Annotated in this window: 26 protein-coding genes; 13 read left to right on the forward strand and 13 right to left on the reverse strand. The window is 70.4% G+C overall.

Features of this window, described 5'->3' with window-relative positions:
- Window positions 1-81: 81 nt before the first annotated feature.
- From BM204_RS22870 to BM204_RS21055, 6 genes are all read right to left on the reverse strand, one after another.
- On the reverse strand, window positions 82-234 hold the full coding sequence (locus BM204_RS22870) for a hypothetical protein (protein WP_177223734.1): 153 nt from the start codon (window positions 232-234) through the stop codon (window positions 82-84).
- Window positions 235-341: 107 nt separating this feature from the next.
- A complete protein-coding gene (locus BM204_RS21035) occupies window positions 342-596 on the reverse strand; it encodes a helix-turn-helix domain-containing protein (protein ID WP_091117444.1) in 255 nt (84 codons plus the stop codon).
- Window positions 597-1,004: a DUF2975 domain-containing protein gene (locus BM204_RS21040; RefSeq protein WP_091117446.1), complete on the reverse strand. Its 408-nt coding sequence runs from the start codon at window positions 1,002-1,004 to the stop codon at window positions 597-599. It lies immediately after the preceding gene.
- Window positions 1,005-1,097: 93 nt separating this feature from the next.
- Entirely contained in the window at window positions 1,098-1,733 is a 636-nt protein-coding gene (locus tag BM204_RS21045) for a dihydrofolate reductase family protein (protein WP_246166583.1), read from the reverse strand.
- Window positions 1,734-1,874: 141 nt separating this feature from the next.
- Entirely contained in the window at window positions 1,875-4,148 is a 2,274-nt protein-coding gene (locus BM204_RS21050; RefSeq protein WP_091117450.1) for an aminotransferase class III-fold pyridoxal phosphate-dependent enzyme, read from the reverse strand.
- Between the two features lie 125 nt (window positions 4,149-4,273).
- Entirely contained in the window at window positions 4,274-4,570 is a 297-nt protein-coding gene (locus BM204_RS21055) for a DUF4193 domain-containing protein (RefSeq protein WP_091117452.1), read from the reverse strand.
- A gap of 187 nt (window positions 4,571-4,757) precedes the next feature.
- Between BM204_RS21055 and BM204_RS21060 the strand changes: the two genes are divergently transcribed.
- Window positions 4,758-5,120 (forward strand): HNH endonuclease, encoded by a 363-nt coding sequence (locus BM204_RS21060; protein ID WP_091117453.1) that lies wholly within the window; start codon window positions 4,758-4,760, stop codon window positions 5,118-5,120.
- 375 nt (window positions 5,121-5,495) lie between these two features.
- Window positions 5,496-6,161 carry a Type 1 glutamine amidotransferase-like domain-containing protein gene (locus BM204_RS21065; RefSeq protein WP_091117455.1) on the forward strand — a complete coding sequence of 222 codons (666 nt, stop codon included), beginning with the start codon at window positions 5,496-5,498 and terminating at the stop codon, window positions 6,159-6,161.
- 114 nt (window positions 6,162-6,275) lie between these two features.
- Here the strand turns inward: BM204_RS21065 and BM204_RS21070 are convergent, their stop codons facing one another.
- On the reverse strand, window positions 6,276-7,496 hold the full coding sequence (locus BM204_RS21070) for a hypothetical protein (RefSeq protein ID WP_091117457.1): 1,221 nt from the start codon (window positions 7,494-7,496) through the stop codon (window positions 6,276-6,278).
- 46 nt (window positions 7,497-7,542) lie between these two features.
- Between BM204_RS21070 and BM204_RS21075 the strand changes: the two genes are divergently transcribed.
- The 10 genes from BM204_RS21075 to BM204_RS21120 are packed head-to-tail and all read left to right on the forward strand — an operon-like array spanning window position 7,543 to window position 15,860.
- Window positions 7,543-8,127 carry a TetR/AcrR family transcriptional regulator gene (locus BM204_RS21075; RefSeq protein WP_091117459.1) on the forward strand — a complete coding sequence of 195 codons (585 nt, stop codon included), beginning with the start codon at window positions 7,543-7,545 and terminating at the stop codon, window positions 8,125-8,127.
- A complete protein-coding gene (locus BM204_RS21080; RefSeq protein ID WP_218031370.1) occupies window positions 8,124-9,332 on the forward strand; it encodes a cytochrome P450 in 1,209 nt (402 codons plus the stop codon). The genes BM204_RS21075 and BM204_RS21080 overlap by 4 nt, the downstream gene beginning before the upstream one ends.
- A complete protein-coding gene (locus tag BM204_RS21085; RefSeq protein ID WP_091117461.1) occupies window positions 9,329-10,111 on the forward strand; it encodes an SDR family oxidoreductase in 783 nt (260 codons plus the stop codon). Before BM204_RS21080 ends, BM204_RS21085 begins: the two co-directional genes overlap by 4 nt.
- On the forward strand, window positions 10,111-11,454 hold the full coding sequence (locus BM204_RS21090; protein WP_091117462.1) for a cytochrome P450: 1,344 nt from the start codon (window positions 10,111-10,113) through the stop codon (window positions 11,452-11,454). Before BM204_RS21085 ends, BM204_RS21090 begins: the two co-directional genes overlap by 1 nt.
- 8 nt (window positions 11,455-11,462) lie before the next feature.
- Window positions 11,463-11,678: a ferredoxin gene (locus BM204_RS21095; protein WP_091117464.1), complete on the forward strand. Its 216-nt coding sequence runs from the start codon at window positions 11,463-11,465 to the stop codon at window positions 11,676-11,678.
- Window positions 11,671-12,285, forward strand: a complete 615-nt coding sequence (locus BM204_RS21100) for a hypothetical protein (protein WP_091117466.1) — start codon at window positions 11,671-11,673, stop codon at window positions 12,283-12,285. The genes BM204_RS21095 and BM204_RS21100 overlap by 8 nt, the downstream gene beginning before the upstream one ends.
- Window positions 12,282-13,733, forward strand: a complete 1,452-nt coding sequence (locus BM204_RS21105) for an aldehyde dehydrogenase (protein ID WP_091117468.1) — start codon at window positions 12,282-12,284, stop codon at window positions 13,731-13,733. The genes BM204_RS21100 and BM204_RS21105 overlap by 4 nt, the downstream gene beginning before the upstream one ends.
- A gap of 47 nt (window positions 13,734-13,780) precedes the next feature.
- Window positions 13,781-14,527, forward strand: a complete 747-nt coding sequence (locus BM204_RS21110) for an SDR family oxidoreductase (RefSeq protein ID WP_091117469.1) — start codon at window positions 13,781-13,783, stop codon at window positions 14,525-14,527.
- Window positions 14,524-15,426: an NAD(P)-dependent oxidoreductase gene (locus BM204_RS21115; RefSeq protein WP_091117471.1), complete on the forward strand. Its 903-nt coding sequence runs from the start codon at window positions 14,524-14,526 to the stop codon at window positions 15,424-15,426. Before BM204_RS21110 ends, BM204_RS21115 begins: the two co-directional genes overlap by 4 nt.
- Window positions 15,423-15,860 (forward strand): carboxymuconolactone decarboxylase family protein, encoded by a 438-nt coding sequence (locus BM204_RS21120; protein WP_218031372.1) that lies wholly within the window; start codon window positions 15,423-15,425, stop codon window positions 15,858-15,860. The genes BM204_RS21115 and BM204_RS21120 overlap by 4 nt, the downstream gene beginning before the upstream one ends.
- Before the next feature lie 122 nt (window positions 15,861-15,982).
- Here the strand turns inward: BM204_RS21120 and BM204_RS21125 are convergent, their stop codons facing one another.
- The 3 genes from BM204_RS21125 to BM204_RS21135 form a co-directional block, all read right to left on the reverse strand.
- A complete protein-coding gene (locus tag BM204_RS21125; protein WP_246166582.1) occupies window positions 15,983-17,470 on the reverse strand; it encodes a protein adenylyltransferase SelO in 1,488 nt (495 codons plus the stop codon).
- 40 nt (window positions 17,471-17,510) lie between these two features.
- Window positions 17,511-17,858 carry an MmcQ/YjbR family DNA-binding protein gene (locus tag BM204_RS21130; protein WP_091117475.1) on the reverse strand — a complete coding sequence of 116 codons (348 nt, stop codon included), beginning with the start codon at window positions 17,856-17,858 and terminating at the stop codon, window positions 17,511-17,513.
- Between the two features lie 133 nt (window positions 17,859-17,991).
- Entirely contained in the window at window positions 17,992-18,609 is a 618-nt protein-coding gene (locus tag BM204_RS21135) for a hypothetical protein (protein WP_091117476.1), read from the reverse strand.
- 336 nt (window positions 18,610-18,945) lie between these two features.
- Here BM204_RS21135 and BM204_RS21140 point away from each other — a divergent pair, with 336 nt between their 5' ends.
- Entirely contained in the window at window positions 18,946-19,578 is a 633-nt protein-coding gene (locus tag BM204_RS21140) for a hypothetical protein (protein WP_218031373.1), read from the forward strand.
- Window positions 19,579-19,756: 178 nt separating this feature from the next.
- On the opposite strand, the gene BM204_RS21145 is transcribed toward BM204_RS21140, so the two are convergent.
- The 3 genes from BM204_RS21145 to BM204_RS21155 form a co-directional block, all read right to left on the reverse strand.
- On the reverse strand, window positions 19,757-20,383 hold the full coding sequence (locus tag BM204_RS21145; protein ID WP_091117478.1) for a flavin reductase family protein: 627 nt from the start codon (window positions 20,381-20,383) through the stop codon (window positions 19,757-19,759).
- 44 nt (window positions 20,384-20,427) lie between these two features.
- The gene (locus BM204_RS21150; protein ID WP_091117480.1) at window positions 20,428-21,519 is read right to left on the reverse strand and encodes a hypothetical protein; all 1,092 of its coding nucleotides are present in this window, start codon (window positions 21,517-21,519) and stop codon (window positions 20,428-20,430) included.
- A gap of 135 nt (window positions 21,520-21,654) precedes the next feature.
- The gene (locus BM204_RS21155; protein ID WP_091117481.1) at window positions 21,655-23,229 is read right to left on the reverse strand and encodes a hypothetical protein; all 1,575 of its coding nucleotides are present in this window, start codon (window positions 23,227-23,229) and stop codon (window positions 21,655-21,657) included.
- Window positions 23,230-23,331: the final 102 nt, after the last annotated feature.

Raw genomic sequence — 23,331 nt, forward strand, 5'->3', positions numbered from 1 at the left:
AACAACTCACCCCCGGCACCTTCCTCTGGCAAGAACCCCACGGCCAGACCATGCTCGTCACCCCCACCGGCACAAGAGACCTCACCGACCCCTGAACGACTGGAGCAGTGGCGTCGGCAGTCGAGGAACACACGCCCGGTGCTGGATGTTGCCGTGGACTCCGAGGAGGATGTCGTCCTGGGTGGAGATGGCGCCGGCCAGGCTCTCGAACACCTCGTCATCGGCTTCGAACATCCAGTCACATGGCTCCTCTGGTGACGCTGTCGCGCACGGCACGGGCTCCTGGGACAGAGGTGGTCTGGCTCAGGTCAGCCTCTTGTCGTTTCGCTCGAAAGAGTCGATCAGCGGTCAGCCGTGGCGCCAGCCGGGCGCGGCGCGAGCTCAACCAGGGGATCGGGCTCGTAGCGCAGCACGTCACCGGGCTGGCAGTCGAGGACCTCGCAGATGGCGGCGAGCGTCGAGAACCGGACCGCTTTGGCCCGACCGTTCTTCAGGACGGCGAGGTTGGCGCCGGTGATGCCGATGCGCTCGGCCAGCACGCCCACGGGCATCTTGCGCCTGGCGAGCATCACGTCGACGTCGACGATGATCGGCACTCAGATCACCTCGTCGAGCTCGGCGCGCAGATGGCTCGCCTCGGCCTCGCGAGCGACCGCCGGCGCCAGCAGGGAGCGCATGACGACGATGACGAGCGCGATCCCACCGAGCACCGTGGCGGCGCCACCGATCAGCAGCACGACGCCCGGCGCCACGGCCTCACCGGGGGCGAGGACGACGCCGAGGAGGAACATCAGCGCCGAGGCCGAGACGACCGCCGCGATCATGATGTCGACGAAGCGGAAAGCGGCGTCGGAGAAGACCGTGCCGCGGCGGACCATGGTCACGAGACGCCACAGGCAGAACATCACGACCTGAGTGGTGACGATCCCCAGGACGACGATGAGCAGGAGGGGTGCCCGCACCTCCAGGACCGCTCGAAGCGCCTGGATCGTCAGATTGCCCATGGATGCCCTCCTCGTTGACCAACGAGAGCAATTTATCGATAAACAATGAATGGATGAAGGTGTTCGATGTAGCTGTCGGTCGCAGGCGAGGACTCAGTCGCGCCAGAACAGGTGGTGCACGACGCCGTACGACCCAGGCACGACGTCGCGGTGATAGCGGTCGAGCAGGTCGTCGGGGGAGTCCCACAGCCTCGAGCCCGCCCCGAGCTCGTCGGGGCCGACCGCGACGTGGAGCGTGTCGACCAGGCCGGCGTCGAGGAACTGCCGGATCGTGTCGGCGCCGCCGCCGAGCCGCACGTCCTTGCCGTCGGCCGCCTTGAGTGCCATCTCCAGCACCGACGACGGAGAGCCGTCGACGAAGTGGAAGGTCGTGTCCGAGAGCGAGTACGACGGCCGCTCGTGGTGGGTCATGACGAAGACCGGGGTGTGGAACGGCGGCTCGTCGCCCCACCAGCCCTTCCACTCCTCGTCGGCCCACGGGCCGCGCAGCGGCGAGAACTTGTTGCGCCCCATGATCTCGGCGCCGATGTTGCGGTGGAAGTCTCGCACCAGGTAGTCCTCCAGCCCGCGACTCCCGCCCGGCTCGGTGCGGTTGGGCCAGCTCGCCGTGCTGAACGCCCAGCGGAAGAGCACGCCTGGATCGGCGTGGCCGAAGGGCGTCTCGAGGCTCTGGCCCTCCCCGGCGCCGAAGCCGTCGCTCGACACCATGAAGTTGTGGACCCTGACCATCTGCGTCACCGCTGCTCCTCACGAGGGATCGATCGTCGTGACATTGGACCAGCGCGACGCGCCGAAGTCATCGAGGCGAGGTCAGATCCACCCGTTGGACTGGGCGAACCGCCTCCGCGCCGGGCGAGAGCGGGGGAGTTGTCACGACCTGGGCATGACACCTGTCATGGCCGCTGCCAGCCGGTCGACGTGCTCGTCGGCGATGACCAGCGGGGGGCGGATCTTCAGCGAGGCGCGGTCGCGGCCGGTGCGTCCGATGAGGATGCCGCTCTCCCGCAGGTCCTCCACGATCCGGCCGGCCCGGTCGGCGCTCGGTCGCCCGGTGTCCGGGTCGACGATGTCGACGGCGAGGGCCAGCCCCCAGCCGCGCACCGCCGCCACGTCGGCGCGCTGGGCGGCGACCTGACGCAGCGCGTCGAGCAGGCGCGCGCCGACGCGGCCCACGTGCTCGACGAGGCCGTCGTCCTCGATGGTGCGCAGGACCGCGAGCGCCGCGGCGCAGGCGGCGGTGCTGCCGCCGAACGTGCTGAAGTAGTCGGTGCCCCCTACGAAGGGGTCGACCAGCGCGGCCGGGCCGATCACGGCGGCGACGGGATAGCCGTTGCCCATCGGCTTGCCGATGGTGACGAGGTCGGCCGGGACGTCACCGGCCACGAAGCTCCAGAGGTGCTCCCCGGTGCGGCCATGACCGGCCTGGACCTCGTCGGCGACGTACACGCCGCCGGCCCGGTGCACGGCCTCGGCCGCGGCCCGGGTCCACGCGTGGGCGGGTCCGCGCACCCCATCGCTGGTGAAGACGCCGTCGACCAGCATCGCCGCGACGCCGTGGCCGGAGGTGGTCAGGCTGCTGACGGCGGCATCGATGTCGGGGCCGACCTCCGAGCCTGCCGTCGGGCCCACTGCCGGAGGCGGCGGCACCACTCGCATGTGGTCGGGCGCGGGGGCGCCGTGCCAACTCTCGGGGGAGAACGCGTAGGTGGCCTCGGTGACGCCGTGGTAGGCCCACTCGGTGGCGATGCCGCCCGAGGCTCCCGTGGCGTGGCGTGCGATCCGCCAGGCCAGGTCGTTGGCCTCGCTGCCGGAGTTGACGAGCAGCACCCGGTCGAAGCGGTCCGGCAGGGTGGCCAGCAGTCGCTCCGCGAGCTCGACCGGCGCGTCCTGGAGATAGCGGCTGTTGGTGTTGAGCGTCGCGAGCTGGGCACTCACCGCCGACACCACTGCTGGGTGGGAGTGGCCGAGCACGGGCACGTTGTTGTAGGCGTCGAGGTAGCACCGACCGTCGGCTGCCTCGAGCACCACGCCCTCGCCCCTGACGAGGTGCAGCGGCTCGTCGTAGCTGAGCTCCTGGCCGCCGAAGGCGTGGGCGCGGGCGTTGCTCAGCGCCGCCGTCGACCGGCCGGCCCGGCGTCGCGTGGCGAAGCCAGCGGCCAGGTTGTCCAGCCCGGCGATCAGCATCGCCTCGAGCTGGGCGTAGGCCTCGTCGTCGATCTCCGGCGCCGACCCCTGCTCGCGGGTGCGCCAGGCGGTGATGAGGACCGTGGCGGCGTAGCGGCCGGCCATCAGGTCGGCCACCAGGGCGAGCTCGTCCACCTCGAGCGGGGTGACGGTCTCGTAGCCCGCCACGACCTCCCGCGCCGCCTCTAGCCCGTCGGCACGACCGCTGACCAGGTCGGCCACCGTGACGGCGAGGTCGCAGACGAGGGCTGTGTGGGTCATGTCGCCGAAGTCGGTGATGCCGGTCAGGGCCAGGTCGTCGTCGACCAGGACGTTGGTCGGCGCCAGGTCGTTGTGCACCACCTGCGCGCGCAATCGGGGCAGCACCGGGACGACCCGCTGGTCGAAGCGGTCGAGCGCCGCCTCGACCGCTGCCTGCCGGTCGGGCGCGACCGCGGGGAGCCAGGACCGCAGCTGCGGGAGGCGCTTGATGTCCCATACGAGGGGCTGGGTCGCGGCCGGGTGCGCGAAGCCTCGCAACGCGCGCCCGAGGCGGGCGCTGATACGTCCCCACTCGCGCAGCTGCGCGTCGTCGAGCTCGTCGGGCTCGGGGTGCCGGCCGTCCAGCCAGGTGTGCACCCAGGCGAGAGATGGTCGGCCGTCCCGCCCGGTCAGCTGCACCCACGGCCGCCCGTCCAGAGTCCGTACGACGCCGGGCACGGGCAGCTCCGGGGCCACCGCCCGCAGGTGGTCCAGCGCCGAGCGCTGCAGGTCGAGCACGGCCTCGGGATCGGCCGGGTTGTGCACCTTCACCAGGTGTCGCGTGGGGCCGGAGGCGAGCCGGAAGTTGCAGTCCCGCTCCCCGTGCAGCGCGGTGAGGTCGCCGCCGAGGCCCCATAGGTCCTGCACCGAGGCGCGCAGCACGTCGGGGTCGAGGTCTGGGCCCGGCACGGACAGCGGGTCGGCGGGTTTCGCACTCACGCGGCCATTGTGCTCCCCATGGCCGGAGCGGCCCCCGAGAAGCCGGCGTCCCGTCGTTCACCACCGCCGAAGGGGTGCGGCTCCGCAACCCCAACGACAGCACTCGCACTACACGAATGAGGCAGTCAGGCGCAGTCGTTGCAGAGGTTGGCGCCAGGAGAGGAGCGCCGAGAGGTGTGCTGCACGAGGAAACACGATGCGCAGACGAACTCGTCGGCCTGCTCCGGTGTGACCTCGATGGAGAGGGTCTCGTTGGAGAGGTCGGCGCCGGGGAGCTCATAGGACTCGGCATGCGCGGTCTCGTCGACGTCCATCTGCCCCGACGTCTTGTCCTGCTCGCCCGAGGTGAGACGTCGGGCCTCCAGGCTCTCTTCCTTCTGTTCGTCTTCTGACTTGCGGGATGCGTCGTAGTCGGTGGCCATGCGTGGGTCCTCTCGGGGCGGAGCGCGAATGGTAGCGCCGTACGGCGCTGCGGCTCGCAACGAGGCGTCGCCCCGGGGTGGTGATGCTCGTCATGTGCGTTGACGACCTGTTGCCCGCCGCCGGAGTCGACCGGCGGAATCTGGCGAATCACACCGCTCGCACGCCGTTCAGGGAGAGACTTGCGCGGTGTTTGACGAGCTCATGCGTGCGCTGCTGCAGCAGCTGGTGCCGTTCCTCCCGGTCCTCGTCCCGCTCGCGGTGGCACCCAGGTTCATCGTGTGGGGGAGATGCCCGGCTTTCGCGACCGAGGCCGACCATGTCTTCGCCTGGTCGCGGCGCGGGCCGACGATCGTGAGCAACGGGCAGGCTCTCTGTCGAGACCACAACCGATCGAAGTCGAACCTCCGACCGCCGTGGTGGTACGTCCGCGGCCTCGAGCGCCGCCGCACTGCCTACTTCCCGGCCGGCGCGAGTGTGCGCGTCCTGGCACGGATGAGTGCTGAGGAGCGAGCTGCGCGCGCGGTGCCATCTCGTCGTGCGCGCCACTGATCGCCTGCGCCAAACGAGCTGGATGCGCGCGTTCCCCATTCCTGCACCGCCCTAGGCAAAGGGCGGTAGGGATCATCTTGTGTGGGGGAGGCGGGTGAGCCACCAGTCGGCCATGTCGCGAGTAAGCCCATCGCGCACAGCCACGTCTCCGAGAGGGACCATCCATGAGCCATCGGTGGCTTGACGCGAGGTGGTGCGACGCAGCCTGTGCGACGTGGACGAGGCGACCGTCGATTCCCTGGGTGATCGCTGAACGCCAACAGGGCCGCTGGTTTCGGAGGTCGGCACTCATACTTCTCTTGCGCGCGATGAATCGACAGTCGCACCAAGTCTATATGGCTACCCGTCCAACGCGCTCGAACCCTGGAGGCACCCTTGAAGCTCTTGCTCACGTCCGGCGGCATCACCAACCTGAGCATCCAATCCGCGCTGGTCGAACTGCTGGGCAAGCGCGTCGCCGAGTGCAGCGCCCTCTGCATTCCGACGGCGCAGTGGGGCCACCCGATGTGCGGGCCGGCGTCGGTGCGGAGGTTCGTTGTCGGCGACCCCCCGTCGCCGATGTGCAGCCTGAGTTGGGAGTCGATGGGCGTCCTCGAGTTGGCCACGCTGCCTAGCGTCGGCGAGGAGCGGTGGGTGCCGTGGGTGCGAGAAGCCGACGTGCTCTTGGTGGACGGCGGCGACGCGACGTACTTGTGCCATTGGATGCAGCAGTCCGGGCTGGCCGCGCTCCTGCCGTCGCTGCCCGAGACGGTCTGGGTGGGAGTCAGCGCCGGGAGCATGGTCATGACACCCCGGATCGGTGAGGACTTCGTCGAGTGGCCCTCTGCGCCGGACGACCGCACCCTCGGGGTCGTCGACTTCTCGATCTTCCCGCATCTGGGCCACGAGATGATGCCGGAGAACACCCTGGCCAAGGCGGAGAGGTGGGCCGTCGAGATCGGGGGACCGGCGTACGCCATCGACGACCAGACGGCAATCAAAGTGACTGACGGCGCCGTCGAAGTGGTCTCCGAGGGGCAGTGGAAGCAGCTCGCCTCGTAGCCGCGGCGTAGACGCCGTGTCGTGGATGGAGGCTCAGACAGCGGAGCAGCCCGCCCGAGGCATAGCCGCCCACCGAGTGCGTCTACGTGGGCGGATTGGGCTATGCCCGAACCGTCACACAGGCGTGATCGGCAGCGACATCCGCGGCTCGAACTCGAAGGAGGCGCCGGTGGAGAAGCGGGTGACGGCGACCTCGCCACGTTCCTTGGCGGGGGTGGCGCGGGTGACGACCTGGAGGGTCCACTCGTCGGGTGAGCCGGCGACCTCGACGTCGAGGTGGGGGTCGAGGGCCTGGACGGCGGCGCTGAGGGCGTCGGTGGAGTCGGGGCCGCAGAGGGTGATCCAGCCGCCGTCCTGGTGGGCGGGGGAGGGGCGCACTGACAAGGTGCCGTCGGCCACCGACGCCGAGACGTAGGCAGCCGGGTTGAGGAGCGGGTGCAGCTCGAGGACCCGGAGGGCGCCGGCGGCGTCCCGGGGGAGCGCGAGTGCGCGACAAAGGCGCTCCGCCGCGATGCCGGCGATGCCGATGAGCTGCTTGCGGCAGATCTCACGAGCAGCGGGAGCGTCGGTGCGCTGACCGACGGCGTGCCCGAAGGACAGGTTGAGCAGGTGCATCTGCAGGCACACCTCGTCGGCGATGCGGACGAGGGCGGAGTGGGAGAACGCTCCGAAGTCGACGTCGTCGAGCAGCGGGCCCGAGTAGTCACGCATCCCCTCACCAGTCGGCGAGATCGGGGACAGCTCCAAGGAAGCAGCCAACGTCCTCGAGATGACGTCGAAGGCCGGCATTGCGGTGACGGGCGGGTGGGCGTCGTCGATGATCACCGTCCACGCGCAGTGGGGTGCCCGGTCGGTGGGCATCCGCGGGGGGCGATGGACGGGGCGCACCTGGGCGCGGGGGTTGGTGGCGACGGCGGTGGCGTCGAAGGTCGGGTCCTCGATGTCGTGGCACATCGAGCGGACGTACTCCGGCCCCATCGGCTCGACGTCCATCAGCGCACCGCAGTGGTCGAGGTGGAAGGTGCCGTGCCAGCGGTCCTCCACGGCATAGCGGAAGTCCATGAACTGCGGGGGAGCTCCGATGTCGAGCTGGAGTCCCTTGAAGATCGTGATGACGTCGGTGCCTTCATAACGCAGGGCCTGCTGCATGCGCCGCGTGTAGACCGGGCTCGCGCCGGCCCACTCCTCGATCGCGATCTGCGCCATCTCCTCGCGGCCGAACGCCGAGATGCACCACGCCATCCCCGAGCGGTCGATGAGCTGACCGATCAGGAGCAGCTCGGGCACCAGGACCGCGAGCTGCTCGCGTGTCAGGTCGTCGTACCTGCTGGTCATGAGCCACCCCTTGCCGAAGAACGAGAACGTGTTCTAGATTAGACAGGTGTCCAGTCAGGTGTCCAGCATCCCGCGGCGTGAGCCCAACGCGCGGCAGACCGAGACCGCCGAGCGGCTGCTCGCGGCCGGCGCCGAGGAGCTGCGCGAAGTCGGCGTCGAGGCGCTCACCATCCGCACGGTGGCCCTGCGGGCGGGCGTCTCGGCCGCGACGGCCTACACCTACCTCTCGTCGAAGAACCACCTCTTCGCCGAGCTCTTCCTGCGCCACCTCACCGCCGAGGCAGCCGCAGACACGGCGTACGACGCCACTGACGCGACCAGCCGCGTCCAGCAGGTGACGCGCCGGATGACGACCTCGCTGGCGACCGAGCCGGCGCTGGCCGCAGGCGCGACGCAGGCACTGCTCGGCACCGACCCGGACGTCGAGCGGCTGCGGCTGCGCATCGGCGCGGAGTTCGTCGAGCGGTTCAAGGTCGCACTGGGCGAGAAGGCGGACCCGGTCGTGCTCGAGACCCTGACGCTGGCCTTTTCCGGCGCGCTGCTCCAGGCCGGCATGGGCCTCATGACCTACACCGAGATGGGCGAGCGGCTCGACGCCGTCGTCGCCGTGATCCTCAAGGGGAACCAGTGACCGAGATCCAGTTCGACCCCTACGACTACGCGTTCCAGGACGATCCCTACCCGGTCTATGCCCGGCTGCGGGCCGAGGATCCCCTGCACCACCACGAGGTCGACGACCTGTGGGTGCTCTCGCGGCACGCCGACATCCAGCACGCGATCCGCACCGAGGGCGTCTACTCCAACGCGATGGGCGTCTCCCTCGACGCCAGCGCGTGGAACAAGGACGCGCACCGGGTGATGTCCTTCCTCGCGATGGACCCGCCGCGCCAGACGCGGCTGCGCTCCCTGGTCTCCAAGGGCTTCACGCCGCGCCGGGTGCGCGAGCTCGAGCCGCAGATCCAGCGCCTCACGGACCGCTACCTCGACCGCGCGCTCGAGGACGACTCCTTCGACTGGATCGAGGACTTCGCCGGCAAGCTCCCGATGGACGTCATCTCCGAGATGATGGGCGTGCCGGAGGCCGACCGCGACGAGCTGCGCCGCCTCGCCGACCTGCTCGTGCACCGCGAGGACGGCGTGCGCGACGTGCCGCAGGCCGGCGTGGAGGCCGCGCTGGTGCTCGTCGGCTACTACGCCGACATGCTCACCGAGCGCAGGAAGCAGCCGACCGAGGACCTCACCAGCGCCCTCCTCGCGGTCGACGACGAGGGCGACCGGCTCACCGACGAGGAGATCATCGGCTTCCTCTTCCTCATGGTCGTGGCCGGCAACGAGACCACCACCAAGCTCCTCGGCAACGCGCTCTTCCACCTCACCCGCCACCCCGACCAGCTCGCCAAGGTCTTCGACGACGCCGAGCAGGCGGCCGACCCGGTGGTGCCGTGGATCGAGGAGACGCTGCGCTTCGACCCCTCCACCCAGGTGCTCGCCCGCCACCTCCTCGCCGACGTCGAGCTGCATGGCAAGGTCGCCCCCGCGGGCTCCAAGCTGCTGCTCGTGATCGGCTCCGCCAACCGCGACGAGACCGTCTTCTCGCGACCTGACGACTACGACATCCGCCGCGACAAGGCCGAGGTCGCCCAGCTCCTCAGCTTCGGCGGCGGTCGACACTTCTGCCTCGGCGCCAACCTCGCCCGGCTCGAGGCCCAGGTCGCCCTGCGCGAGCTCGTACGACGGGTGCGCACCGTCGAGGTCGACCACCAGGCCGCGGTGCGCGTCCACTCGACGAGCGTCCGGGGCTTCTCGGCCATGCCGGTGCGGGTGGAGAAGCGATGAGCAGGTATGCCCAGCCCGACCGCCGCCCCGCGGTCGTCGCCGGTGCCTCGTCCGGGATCGGCGCGGCCACGGCCCTGGCCCTCGCGGCCGCGGGCTTCCCGGTGGCGCTCGGGGCACGTCGTACGGACAAGTGCGAGGACGTCGCGACGGCGATCCGCGACGCGGGCGGCGAGGCCGTGGTGCACGCGCTCGACGTGACCGACGACGACTCCGTCGCCGCCTTCGCCTCGGCAGTAACGAGCGACCTCGGCGACATCGAGGTCGTCATCAGCAACGCCGGCTCCGTGGGGCCCGGCACCATCCACGAGGTCCCGACCGAGCGCTTCGGCCAGGAGCTCGACCTCGCGGTCCTCGGCGCCCACCGGCTGGTGCGGGCGTTCGTCCCGTCGATGATCACGCGCCAACGCGGCGACATCCTCTTCGTCTCCTCCGACGTGGCCGTGCGGCCGCGTCCCTTCATGTCGTCCTACGCCGCCGGCAAGTGGGGCCTCGAGGGCATGGCCCAGGCGCTGCAGATGGAACTGGAGGGCACCGGCGTGCGCGCCAGCATCGTGCGCCCCGGCCCGACCTGGAGCGAGATGGGCGCCGACTGGGACGTCGACCAGGCCGCCTTCGTGCTCGAGCAGTGGGTGCGCTTCGGGCTGGCCCGGCACCCGCACTTCATGAAGCCCACCGCGATCGCCGACGCGATCACCACGGTCGTCAGCGCACCACGCGGCGTCCACCTCAATCTCGTCGAGGTCTCTCCCGAGGCCCCGATCACCCAGCAGGAGGCGTGATGAGCAAGCCTCAGGCAGACATCCCGGAGGTTTCCTACGCCGTGCCCGACGACGGCTACGGCCACCTCGCGGAGCTGCGCACCGACCCGATCAGCCTGCTGATGCGGGTGCGTGAGGAGTGCGGCGACATCGGCCGCTTCCGGCTGGCCGAGCGCGACGTCGTGATGGTCTCCGGCGCCGAGGCCAACGAGCAGTTCTTCCGCGCCCCGGACTCGACGCTGGACCAGGCGGCGGCGTACCCCTTCATGACGCCCATCTTCGGCGAGGGTGTCGTCTTCGATGCCTCGCCCGAGGAGCGCCAGCAGATGCTGAAGAACCAGGCGCTGCGCGGCGACATGATGCGCGGGCACGCGGCGACCATCGAGGCCGAGATCAACCGGATGGTCAGCCAGTGGGGCGACGAGGGCGAGATCGACCTGCTCGACTGGTTCGCCGAGCTGACGATCTACACCACCAGCAGCTGCCTGATCGGCAAGCCCTTCCGCGAGGAGCTCGACGCGTCCTTCGCCGAGCACTACCACCACCTCGAGAAGGGCACCGACGCGTTGGCCTACGTCGATGCCTATGCCGACATCGAGTCCTTCCGCCAGCGCGACGCGGCCCGCGTGGCGCTGGTCGCGCTCGTGCAGGCGATCATCGACAAGCGGGTGGCGCGTGGCACGGTGCCCAAGGAGGAGCGCGACCTGCTCGACGTGCTGATCTCCGTCGACTACGGCGCCGACCTGATCACCGGCATCTTCATCTCGATGATGTTCGCCGGGCACCACACCTCGTCGGGCACCGCGGCCTGGGGCCTGATCGAGCTGATGCGTCACCCCGAGCAGATGTCGGACGTGGTCGCGGAGCTCGACGACCTCTACGCCGACGGCTCTGACATCTCCTTCCAGGCGCTGCGCTCGATCCCGCGCCTCGAGGCGGTGCTCAAGGAGACGCTCCGGCTGCACCCGCCGCTGATCATCCTGCTGCGTCTGGTGCAGGAGGAGATCGAGCTGGCCGGCCACACCATCGCGCCAGGCACGATGGTCGCGGCGTCGCCCAAGGTCTCCAACCGGATCGGTGAGGACTTCCCCGAGCCGGAGTCCTTTGATCCGGGCCGCTACCTGGACCCGCGCCAGGAGGACCTGGTCAACCGCTGGACCTGGATCCCCTTCGGTGCCGGCAAGCACCGCTGCGTCGGCTCGGCGTTCGCGATGATGCAGCTCAAGGCGATCTTCTCGGTGATCCTGCGCGACTACGAGTTCGAGATGACCCAGCCGTCGGAGGACTACCGCGACGACGTCTCCAAGATGGTCATCCAGCTCCAGCAGCCCTGCCGCGTGAAGTACAAGCGGCGGTCGCGATGACGGCGACCATGCGCGTGAGGGCGGATCTGGACCTGTGCCAGGGCCACCAGATGTGTCAGGGCGAGGCGCCCGACGTCTTCGGGTTCGACGAGGACGCCGACCTCGTCGTGGTCCTGCAGGAGCACCCCGAGGAGTCCCTGCGGCCGCAGGTCCTCGCCGCAGTGAAGTACTGCCCAGCGATGGCGCTGGGTCTGCTCGATCAACGAAAGGACGCCGATGACTGACCTGACCCGCGCCGAGATCGAGGAGTTCTGGGAGACCTGGCTGGAGGGCAACCGGGAGGCCGAGCGCTCGGGCGACTGGCGGGTGCTCGCCGAGTTCTACGCCGAGGACGCCAGCTATGGCTGGATGTATTCCCCCGACGAGCACTTCATGGCCGTCGGTCGCGACCAGATCCGCGACTGGGCGATCGGCATCGAGATGGACGGTCTCGACGGCTGGCACTACGACTACCAGTGCACGATGATCGACGACGCCAAGTCGATGGTCCTCGGCTTCTGGAAGCAGAAGTCCGGCATCCTCGACGACTCCGGCAAGGAGTACGAGATCCTCGGCATCGGTGGCTCGTGGTTCGGCCTCGAGCGACAGGTCGGTGGCGCTGACGACGGCCTGGTCAAGATCGCCTGGCAGCGCGACTGGTTCGACATGCCATCGACCGCGCACACCTTCGTGGAGATCATCAAGGCCGGCAAGGCGCCCGAGACGCTGCTCAAGCGGATGTCGGTCAGTGGCCTCGAGGTCCCCGGGCACTACCGGCACGCCGACATCCCGTCCTCGGTCTGGCCGCCGCCGGTCGAGGCCGGCGACCACGTCACGCAGGAGCGCGCATGACCGCGCCCGCCCAGCTCCTGATCGACGGCAAGCTGACGTCGGCGAGCGACGGGGCGTCGTACGCGATCCTCAACCCGGCCACGGGTCTGGAGATCGGCCGGGCGCCGGATGCCACCGCCGAGGACGTCGACGCCGCGATCGCCGCGGCCCGTCGCGCCTTCGACGAGAGCGACTGGTCGACCGACGTCGCGCTGCGGCTGCGCTGCCTGCGCCAGCTGCACGAGGCCCTGCTCGCTGAGAAGGTCGCCTTCGAGGCGCTCACGACCGCCGAGGTCGGCATGCCCGGCTTCATGATGGGCGCGGCCGGCTTCGACGTGCCCGTCGAGGGCCTCAAGTGGGTCACGGACCTGCTGGAGACCTACGAGTTCGAGACCGACCTCGGCGTCGCCGCGCCGATGGGCATCAAGAGCCGCCGGACCGTACGCCGTGAGCCGGTCGGCGTCGTCGCCGCCATCACGCCTTGGAACGTGCCGACCCAGATCAACCTCGCCAAGGTCGGCCCGGCGCTGGCGGCCGGCTGCACCGTGGTGCTCAAGCCGGCGCCGGACACCCCCTGGGTGGCCGCGGAGCTCGGGCGCCTGGTCGCGGAGCACACCGACATCCCGGCGGGTGTCTTCAACGTTGTCACCCCGCGCTCCCACGAGGTCGCGGCCGTGCTCTCGACCGACCCGCGCATCGACATGGTGTCCTTCACCGGCTCGACGGCGACCGGTCGCGCGATCATGGCGGCCGCCGCCCCGACGCTGAAGAAGGTCTTCCTCGAGCTCGGCGGCAAGTCCGCCGCGATCGCGCTCGACGACGCCGACGTCGCGTCCGTCGCCGGCGCGACGGCCTTCACCGCGTGCATCCACGCCGGTCAGGGCTGCGCGATCACGACGCGGCTGATCGTGCCCCGCGAGAAGTACGACGAGGCGGTGCAGGTCGCCGCCGCCACCATGGAGTCGATCGGCGCCAAGGACCCGGCCGACCCCGGCGCGATCTGCGGCCCGGTCATCAGCCAGGTCCAGCGCGACCGGGTCGAGGCCTACCTGCGCCTGGCCGTCGAGGAGGGTGGGAGCTTCGCCACCGGCGGCCACGTCATCGACCAGCCCGGCTTCTGGATCGAGCCCACGGTCGTCGCGGGCCTCGACAACACCTCACGGCTGGCGCAGGAGGAGATCTTCGGCCCGGTGCTCGTGGTGATCCCGCACGACGGCGACGACGACGCGGTCCGGATCGCCAACGACTCGCCGTACGGGCTGTCGGGCTCGGTCGACTCGGGCTCCCTCGAGCACGCCTTGGCCGTTGCCGCCCGCATCCGCACCGGCACGCTGTCGGTCAACGGCGGCGTCTGGTTCAGCCCCGACGCCCCGTTCGGTGGCTACAAGCAGTCCGGCATCGGCCGGGAGATGGGCGTGGCCGGCTTCGAGGAGTACCTCGAGACCAAGACGATCGCCGTACCCGCTTGAGGATCTCTTCGCTCGCACCCTCAACCATCGAACTGAGAAGGAACAGCATGAGACTGCAGGACAAGGTCGTCATCGTCACGGGCGCCGCGCAGGGCATCGGCGAGGCCTACGCGAAGGCGATCGCGAAGGAGGGCGCTGCCGTCGTGGTCGCCGACCTCAACACCGAGTCGGGGGAGCGGGTGGCGAAGGAGATCGAGGCCGACGGCGGCCGCGCGATCTTCGTCGAGACCGACGTCAGCTCCGCCGAGTCGGCCACCGCGATGGCCGAGCGCACCGTCGCCGAGCTCGGCGGGATCGACGGGCTGGTCAACAACGCCGCGATCTACGGCGAGATGCAGTTCGACCTGCTGATCAGCGTCGACTGGGACTACTACAAGAAGTTCATGTCGGTGAACATGGACGGCGCGCTCGTCATGACCCGCGCGGTCTTCGGCCACATGCAGAAGCGCGGTGGCGGCTCGATCGTCAACCAGAGCTCGACCGCGGCCTACCTCTACTCCGGCTTCTACGGCCTCGCCAAGGTCGGCGTCAACGGACTCACCCACCAGCTCGCGCACGAGGTGGGCGGCATGGGCATCCGGGTCAACGCGATCGCCCCCGGCCCCACGGACACCGAGGCCACCCGCACCCAGGCCGGCGACGCCGCCAAGGACCTGGTCAAGGGACTCGCCCTGAAGCGGATGGGCCAGCCCGAGGACATGGTCGGCGCGTGCGTCTTCCTGCTCTCCGACGAGTCGTCGTGGGTGACCGGCCAGATCCTCGCCGTCGACGGCGGACAGACCTTCCGGGCATGAGCGACCCCACCACCACCAGGGTCGGCTTCATCGGGCTCGGCAACATCGGCAAGCCGATGGCGCTGCGGCTCGCGTCTCAGGCGTCCTCGCGCAGCCTCGCGCTCTCGGTGTACGACGTCGCAGCCGAGCCCCTGGCCGAGCTCGCGGCCGCGGGCGCCCAGGTCGCGAGCAGCGTGGCCGCTCTCGCCGCGGACGTCGACGTGCTGTGCGTGATGGTGCGCGACGACGACCAGGTGCGCGACGTGCTCGGCGAGGTGCTCGGCCGATCAGAGAGGGACGGTGACCGGCTGACCGTCGTGGTCCACTCGACCGTCGCACCGACCACGCCCGGCGAGCTGGCCACCACGGCCGCGCGCCACGGCGTACGACTCGTCGACGCGCCGGTCAGCGGCGGCTCGATGGGCGCATCGGCGGGCACGCTCGCGATCATGGTCGGCGGGTCCGACGACGCGTTCGCCACGGTCCGTCCGGTCCTGGACGCGATGGCCAGCCTGGTCGTGCATGCCGGACCGATCGGCGCGGGCACGACGTTCAAGCTGGCCCGCAACCTGATGCACTTCGTCGCGTTCACGGCTGCCACCGAGGCGCAACGACTCGCCGAGGCGGCCGGCCTGGACCTCAAGGTCCTGGGCGACGTCGTGCGCCACACCGACGCCATCACCGGCGGCCCCGGCGCGATCATGCACCGCGAGACCGCGGCCCCGATCGCGGAGGGCGACTTCTGGCATGGTGTCTTCACCCACGTCAGAGCGCTCGGCGAGAAGGACCTCGGCTTCGCCACCGACCTGGCCGACCAGCTCGGCGTCGAGGTGCCCCTCGCGCGGCTCGCGCTCGAGCGGCTCGGGCCCGGGCTGGGCCTCGAGGAGCACGACCCACCAGACACAGAGGAGTCCTCATGACCGGCAAGTTCGACGACCTCCCGGAGAAGCGCCGTCAGGGTCTGGAGAAGATGGAGGAGGTCTACGGCTTCGACATCACCGACGGCGCCGGCGACTTCTTCGGCTACACCGCCGACCACCTCTTCGCCGACATCTGGCAGCGCGAGGGCCTCTCCGACCGCGACCGGCGGCTGCTGCTGATCGGGCTGCTCGCCGGCACCGGCGGCGCGGACGTGCTCGGCATCCAGATCCCCGCGGCCCACGCCAACGGTGAGCTCGACGACCTGGCGCTGCGGGAGATCGTGATCTTCCTGTGCCACTACGCCGGGTGGCCCAACGGTGCGCGGATCAACTCGATTGTCGAGGAGACGATCGCCAGGGCGACCCGGCCACCTGGGCGAACCGACCCGCAGAACGCGTCGGACGTGGGAGAGGGGGCGTCCGCACCCCCGTGATGGACGCCCCCATCGGGAGTAGTTCGGTGCTGCCCGGGGACCGGATTGCCGCTCTCTCCCGTGACTCGGACCACGAGCGCGCGACCTACCTCGTCGCGGCTGCTCACCGACCAGCGGTCGGCTCAGGTGCCGCAGAACGTCTGGTAGCCGTCGCCGAACGCGTCGGGCGCCGGCTCGGCGAAGCGCTCCAGCCCCGGCCGCTCGTCGTACGGCGCACGCACGGCGGTCAGCAGGGCGGCGAGTGGTGCCAGGTCACCAGCGGTGGCCGCGGCGAGCACCTCCTCGACCAGGTGGTTGCGGGGGATGTAGACCGGGTTGAGGAGGTCCATCGCGTCCCCGTCGGGCCCGCCAGGACAGGCCGCGCGCCAGCGCCCGAGCCACGCATCGAGCCCGGCGAGGTCGAGGACCAGGCTCCGGGCCGGCTCGGTGTCGCCTCGGGCGGCCGCGCCCAGGGCGCGGAAGAAGCCCGTGTGGTCGACGCGGTCGGCGCGCATCAGCGCATAGACGTCGTCGACCAGCGCGGTGGCGACCGCGTCGTCGAGCCCTGCGGGCAGCCCGAGCTTGGCGCGGGTGCCGGCCTTCCAGGCAGCGGCGTAGTGGTCGCCGAAGCGCCCCAGCGCCTCGACCGCCAGGGCCACGGCCTGTTCCTGGTCGTCGTCGATGAGGGGCAGGAGCGCCTCGGCGAGACGCGCGAGGTTCCACTCGGTGATCGGGGGCTGGTTGCCGAAGGCATAGCGGCCACCCTCGTCGATCGAGCTGAAGACCGTGGTGGGCTCGAAGACGTCGAGGAAGGCACACGGACCGTAGTCGATGCTCTCGCCGGAGATCGTCACGTTGTCGGTGTTCAACACGCCGTGGACGAAGCCCACGCACATCCACTGCGCGACCAGCGACGCCTGCGCGGCAGCGACCGCGTCGAAGAGTGCGAGGTAAGGGTTGTCGGCCTGCGCCGCGTCGGGGTGGTGGCGGGCGATCGCGTGGTCGGCCAGGCGCCGCAGCAGGTCGAGGTCGTCGGTGGCGCGGGCATATTGGAAGCTGCCCACCCGCAGGTGGCTGCTCGCCACGCGAGCGAGCACGGCCCCGGGCAGCAGCGTCTCGCGGCGGACGGCCCGGCCCGTGGCGACGACGGCCAGTGCGCGGGTGGTGGGGATGCCGAGCGCGTGAATGGCCTCGCTGACGACGTACTCCCGCAGCATCGGCCCGACCGCCGCGAGCCCGTCGCCACCCCGGGCCAGCGGGGTGCGACCGGAGCCCTTGAGGTGCAGGTCGCGCAGGACACCGTCGGCGTCGGTGAGCTCGCCGAGCAGCAACGCGCGACCGTCGCCGAGTCGCGGCGAGTAGCCGCCGAACTGGTGCCCGGCATAGACCTGCGCCACCGGGCGCGCCCCGTCAGGGACGCGGGTGCCGGTCAGCAGCCCCAGGCCCTCGGGGGAGCGGAGCGTGGCGGGGTCGAGGCCGAGGCTCGTGGCAAGGGGCTCGTTGAGCGCGAGCAGCGTCGGCTCGGGAGCCTCCTCGGCCTGCCACGGCACGGCCAGCTCGGGCAGCTCGCGGGCGAAGCGGTCGCCGAGGGCGAGGGTCATGGCAGGGGTGGGGATGGGGGCCAGGCTCACCCGTCCAGCGTACGGGCGGCGCGTCAGGCCGCCGTGCGGCTCACGTCGGGAGCCGGTCGTCGCGCTCCTCGACCAGCGCCACGGGAGCGGTGAGGCGCCAGGCCTCGAAGGCCAGCTCGGCCAGCTCGTCGCGCTGCACACCCTCGAGGTGAACGACCACCCACCCGAAGGAGCCGGCGGTGAACTGCACCTCGAAGACCTCCGGCCGCTCCGCCACGAGCCCGAGCTGCTCGGCGCGGGTCTGCCTGAGGCCGACCGTCGTGGTCGCGGGCCAGAGGTAGCCGAAGGTGTGGGCGGCAACCTGGAAGCGCGCGTAGTGGCTGTGATCGGTGCTCGTCACCCCGGGCAGCTGCTCCACCAGGTCCAGGAAGTCGCGGATCGTGCTCATCCGGCCAGGTCCGGGAGGGAGCTCATGGCCCCAGGCTAGCGACGCAGCGCCGGGGCGCTCGACCGGTTGGTCGAGCGCCCCAGCGCGGGATGTCACTCACGCCTCACGGGCGGGCGTGCCGTTCAGGCGTGACTCAGAAGAGACCGTTGAGCAGGCCGCCGAAGGAGGAGTCCGAGTCGGAGTCGGAGTCGGACTGCGAGTCGTTGTCCTCGGTCGTGGTCTCCTCGGAGCTGTTGTCCTCCGTGGAGCTGTCGGAGTCGCTAGAGCTGTCGTTGCCCGAGCCGTTGCCGGTCTCGTTGCCGTTGCCGGTGCTGGGCGAGACGTCGACCTCGGGCGCAACGTTCACGTCCGGGTCGATGTTCGGGTTGGTCTCGACGTCGTTGCCGGAGCCGGTCTGGTTGCCGGAGCCGGTCTCGTTGCCGGAGCCGTTGCCGGAGCCGTTGCCGTTCGCCGAGCCGTTGCCGGTCTCGTTGCCGCTTCCGTTGCCGGTCACGCCACCGAAGTCGAAGCCGTTGTCACCGGTGATGTCGGAGAGGTCGGCTGCGTCGGAGAAGTCGACGTCGCCACCGAACAGGTCGCCGAAGAAGACATCGAGGATGTCCTCGGCCTGGTTGCTGGTGGTCTCCGAGGTGGTCTCGTTCGAGGTGTCCTGCTCGTCGGCCTGGGCAGCGCCGGCAAGGGCGGCTCCCCCGAGGGTCAGCAGACCCGTCGTCGCGGTCACGGCAATGGACTTCGTGATGAGGTTGCGCATTTTGTCCTCCACTTTCAGTTGGGTTCGGAGGTCGGATGTGCTGGTGTTGCCTTTCAAGTCCTAGTCCGTCGATCGAGGCGTTCAAGGCCCATGGCTGTGTGCTCACGCACCCCATCCGATGTGTCTCCGTCTCCGAACGCGCCCGGAGAAGATGCTGAGCACGGCCGCGGCTTCCGCGGCGTGCCCAGGCTCGAGAAGAAGTCCCGGTCTCGGCATCGGGGCCGCTCCTCGGCGCCCCTGACCGCAGGAGAAGCCGATGACGACCGCACACCGCAGGACCCCGAGCACGCGCCCGAGGCTCCTCAGAGGAGCAAGCCCGCGCCGTACCCCGACAGGGTGGAGCTGCCCGACGGCTTCCAGCCGGAGGGCATCGCGATCGGCAAGAAGGCGACGGACTACTTCGGGTCGCGTCTGGACGGCGACATCTATGCCGCTGACCTGCGCACCGGCGCGGGCAAGGTCGTCAGCCAGGGCCCGGGCACGCCCTCGGTCGGTCTCAAGGTCGACAAGCGCGAGCGGCTCTTCGTCTCGGGCGGCACCGCCGGTGACGCGAGGGTCGCCGACGCCCGGACCAGTGAGGTGCTGGCCAGCTACCAGCTCGCCGAGGGCACCGCCTTCATCAACGAAGTCGTGCTCACACGCGACACCGTGGGGTTCACCGACTCGGAGAACGCGCAGCTCTTCGCGCTGTCCTTAGGCCCGAAAGGCGAGCTGCCCGCGCCGGAGGACGCCGTGACCATCCCGCTCGTGGGCGACTGGGTGCAGAACGAGGGCCTCAACGCCAACGGCACACCGAGACTCCTGACGGCCGCGGCCTGCTCGTGGTCAACTCCTCGACCGGCGAGCTCTTCCGCGTCGACCGGGAGTCGGGCGAGGCGACGGAGGTCGACGTCGGCGGCGCCCTGCTCACCAACGGTGATGGCCTGCTGCTACAGGGCCGCACGCTCTACGCCGTGCAGAACAGGCTGAGCAAGGTCGCCGTCCTGCATCTCGCCAAGGCCGGCACGAGCGGCTCGTTGGTCCGCGAGATCACCTCACCCGACTTCGACGTGTCGACGACGATCGCAAGCTGGGCAGGCGCCTCTACCTGCCCAACGAGGGGTTCACCACCCGCCTACGTCGACGACCGACTACTGGGTGACGCAGGTCAGCGAGCGTCCCTGACTGCAGGATCGATGTCCTCGGGCCTTGCCGGTCGTGGCACGGTGATGACCGGCGAAGGCAGGCCCCACTCCTCGCGACCGAGGCGGGCGACCAGGCCCAGCCGTTCGTACGACGGCAGCCCGTCCTCCATCACGTCCTCGTCGATGCTGAACGACACCACTGTGCCCAGGACGAGCGTGGAGCTCCCGAGGTCGACGGTGGAGTGCAGCGTGCACTCGAGGGCACCGGGTGAGTCCGCGACGGCCGGCGGCCCCACGACCGTGCTGGGCAACATCGCGAGACCGAGAGCGGTGGACTCGTCGGTGTCGGCGTCGAACCTTGCGCTGCTCGCGTTGACCTCGTCCATCAGCGTCTGCGGTGCGACGCTGATCGTGAACTCGCCGGTCTCGAGGACGTTGCGCAGCGTGTCCTTGGCCCCGATCGAGGCGAACGCCACGATCGGCGGGCTCGCGCAGACGACGGTGAAGAACGAGTGCGGCGCCAAGTTGCCGACGCCCGCGGACGAGCGGCTCGCCACCCACGCGATCGGGCGCGGGACGATCAGCGAGGTCATCAACTTGTAGGCGTTGACGTCGGGGGAGTCCGGGTCGAGGTGCAGGCGCGTCGGCATGGCACCAGCGTGCCGGGTCGGCGGTGGCGGGGGTCAGCCGGGCCTCACGCCGCCGTATTCTGCTGGTCGCGCACCACCCCCGACAGCACCAGCTCCATCCCGATCGAGAACAGTGCGCCGATGATGATCAGCAGGAGGTCTCGCTTGGTCCCCGCGCCCGGCGCCTCGATCGCGACGAAGGTCGCGCAGGTGCGTTGCTCGAGGATCTGCTGGATGCGCTCGGCGGAGAACGCCACGGTGGTGGTCTGGGACCCGGTGATGTTGAAGTCCGCAGTCGGCTCGCCCGGGTCCTGGGTCTCGATGTTGGCGAAGGTGTCGGGGATCGTGGTCCGGCAAGTCCACGCCGGGGAGCCGGCAAGGGTCGTGTCCGGGGCAGCGGAGGTGGCGTCCTGGAGGGTGTAGTCGCCCAGGTCGATCGACGCGACGCCCCGGGTCACCTCGTAGTCAGAGTTCCAGTAGGCGTGGACGCCTGCGGAACGGGACTCCACCTCGAAGACGTTGGCGTCGCGGGTGCCGAGCTCCTCCTCCAGCGGCACCGCTGTCCCTGCGAGCTGCGCCCCGCTGAGGACGGTGGGATGCCCCGCCAGCGCCGGGAGACTGAGGTAGCAGCCTCCGAGACGGCTGCGGCTCTCGGTCCAATCGGCTGTGAAGGAGAGGACGACGGGGGCGAGTGACCGGCCCCACCCGGGCACGGTGATCTCCAGTGCCGTCGTCTCGGTCTCCTTGTCCGGATCGATGGAGCTGATGCTGGCGCCGTCGCTGTCCGTGCTGGCGCCCTGAGGGTCCACGACGGCTGCGAGGGCGTCCGTCGCGGTGGAGACGTCGATCCCGGAGATCGACGCGTCGGGCACGGCGACCTGCACCGTGGCCTGGGACCGGAGGACGTCGGCGTTGTCCCGCCAGAACTCCGCCGTCGGCGCCACGGTGAGGGTCACGGCGACGGGCTCTCCGCACTCGATTACGCGCGCCTTGAGCGACACGGTCAGTCCGGCGTCGTAACCGCGGCCGGCCAGACTGTTGGTGCCCTCGACCAGCACCCCGATCCCGCGCGCCTCCGGGGCCGGCACCGACTGGACGCCGATGAGGACAGCTCCCGCGACGATCGCGACCACGGTGGCTGCCAGTCCCAGCGCCACCCGGAGCCGCCGCGAGCGCTCGGGCGTCCGAGGGGCCCGCCGGGCACGTAGGGCGAGGTGGAATGCGACCACTGCGATCGCCCCAAGGGCGAGCCAACTTCCTGGACCCACGTCAGCAGCGACTGTCGCCGGTGCTCACGACACCAGCCGCTGGACCCGGAATCTCCGCGTCGAGAGGCGCTTCAGACGGAGTTCCGCGTCCGCCCAGTCGTACTCCCTCGCCTCGCTGCGGGTGACCCGCTCCCCGACGAAGAAGCACCCGAGTCGACCGACGTTCAGCTTGGAGAGGACGGTCCGCTCGTTGCCGGAGCACGAGGACTGGCGGGCCACCAGCCGGACGCGCCGATCGTTGCCGGCAGCGTCCTGGACCACTGCTGTCCGGGGCCGGGTGTCGAGGCCCTTGAACCGGTCCTCGCGGACCAGTCGACAGCCGCTGCCGGGGGAGCAGAAGACGCGCCCGGCGATCGAGCCACCGGCGCCGTCGAGCACCCGCACGCGCAGCACCCCGCTCCGGTCGTCGGTCATCTTCAGCGCCAGGTTCCACCCGCTGGCGGTGCGCACGAGGAACGATTCGGCGAGGCGGGGCGCCACCGGGTCGAGCGTGATCGTGTCGCGGTCTCGCTCGGTGGGGACGGCGCCGGAGAACACCACCTTGACCTCACGGGACTCGCTCTTGGGGCTGGGCTCGAGCTCCCAGGGCACAACGGCCTGCAGCGGGATCGGGCGGAAGGCGCCGTCGCCGTTGCTCGCGACGGCGCTCGTGGCCCCCTGCGGCCAGTTGAGACGGAGGTTCACCCGCACGTCCTGCGTGTTGAACCGGTCGCCGTCGAGCGCGACGATCGTGACGTCCACGGGTCCGTCGGGATCGGGCGGCACCGGGCCCTCGGGACAGCCGTCGAACGGCGGGTCGGGGTTGCCGGCGGCCGTCGGGCAGGCGTCGTCGGTGTCGGCGAGGCCGTCGTGGTCCTGGTCGGGGCACCCGGCGGCGTTGACGTCGCCGGGCAGACCGCCCACGCACTGGTCCTCGGTGTCGGGCACGCCGTCTCCGTCGGAGTCATCGGGGACGAAGCGGATCTCGATGCGGGTGCTCCCGCCGGGGACGTCCGGGCGGGTGCACGTCGACGGGTCCGTGCTGCTCGGGCAGCGGCCCCCGACCTGCATGTAGTAGACGAGGCCGGCACCGACGGGCAGGCAGGGCACACCGTTGCATGACCCGATCGTCTCGTTCCCTGCGTCAGGGTCGTTCGAGGCGCACTCGGTGTTTTGCAGTGTGGAGAGGTCGGCCTGTCCCCAGGTGACGTCAGGAGTCTGGTGCAGCACCATCACGGAGTCGTAGCCGGGGGTGATGGCTCGCACGAGGAGCTGACCGTCCACGGCCGGGTCGAAGCGCACCCAGGCGGTGCGCCCGGCGTACGCCGCCTCGCCCGGGGCCACCACGCAGCCGTTGTGGTTGTCGACGGCTGCCGCCTCGCCCGGCTGGACCGTGAACGACGTCGTGTCGAGCGGCGCACCCGCGGGCGTGACGAAGGCGAAGGCGCGCGTCACCGGGAGCTCGGTTCCGCCAGGGCCCTCGGGGTTATAGGTGACGGAGTCGAAGGTGTCGTAGGTGACCGAGTCGGCCGGCGCGTCCGCCAGGGCTGTCGGGAGCGCGCCCATGCCCATGCCCAGGGCTAGTGGCAGCAGGAGTGCTCCGGTCAGGAGGCGGCGCATGCAACGGATCGTAGGACCGTGGCAGCGGGTGCGGGTTGATTGGTGCTGACGAGTTCACTGGTCTAGACCGAGCCGGGCGTCCGTCGGGCCCGCGACCCCTGT

This window comes from Nocardioides psychrotolerans, from assembly GCF_900113685.1.
Classification (GTDB): Bacteria; Actinomycetota; Actinomycetes; order Propionibacteriales; family Nocardioidaceae; genus Nocardioides; species Nocardioides psychrotolerans.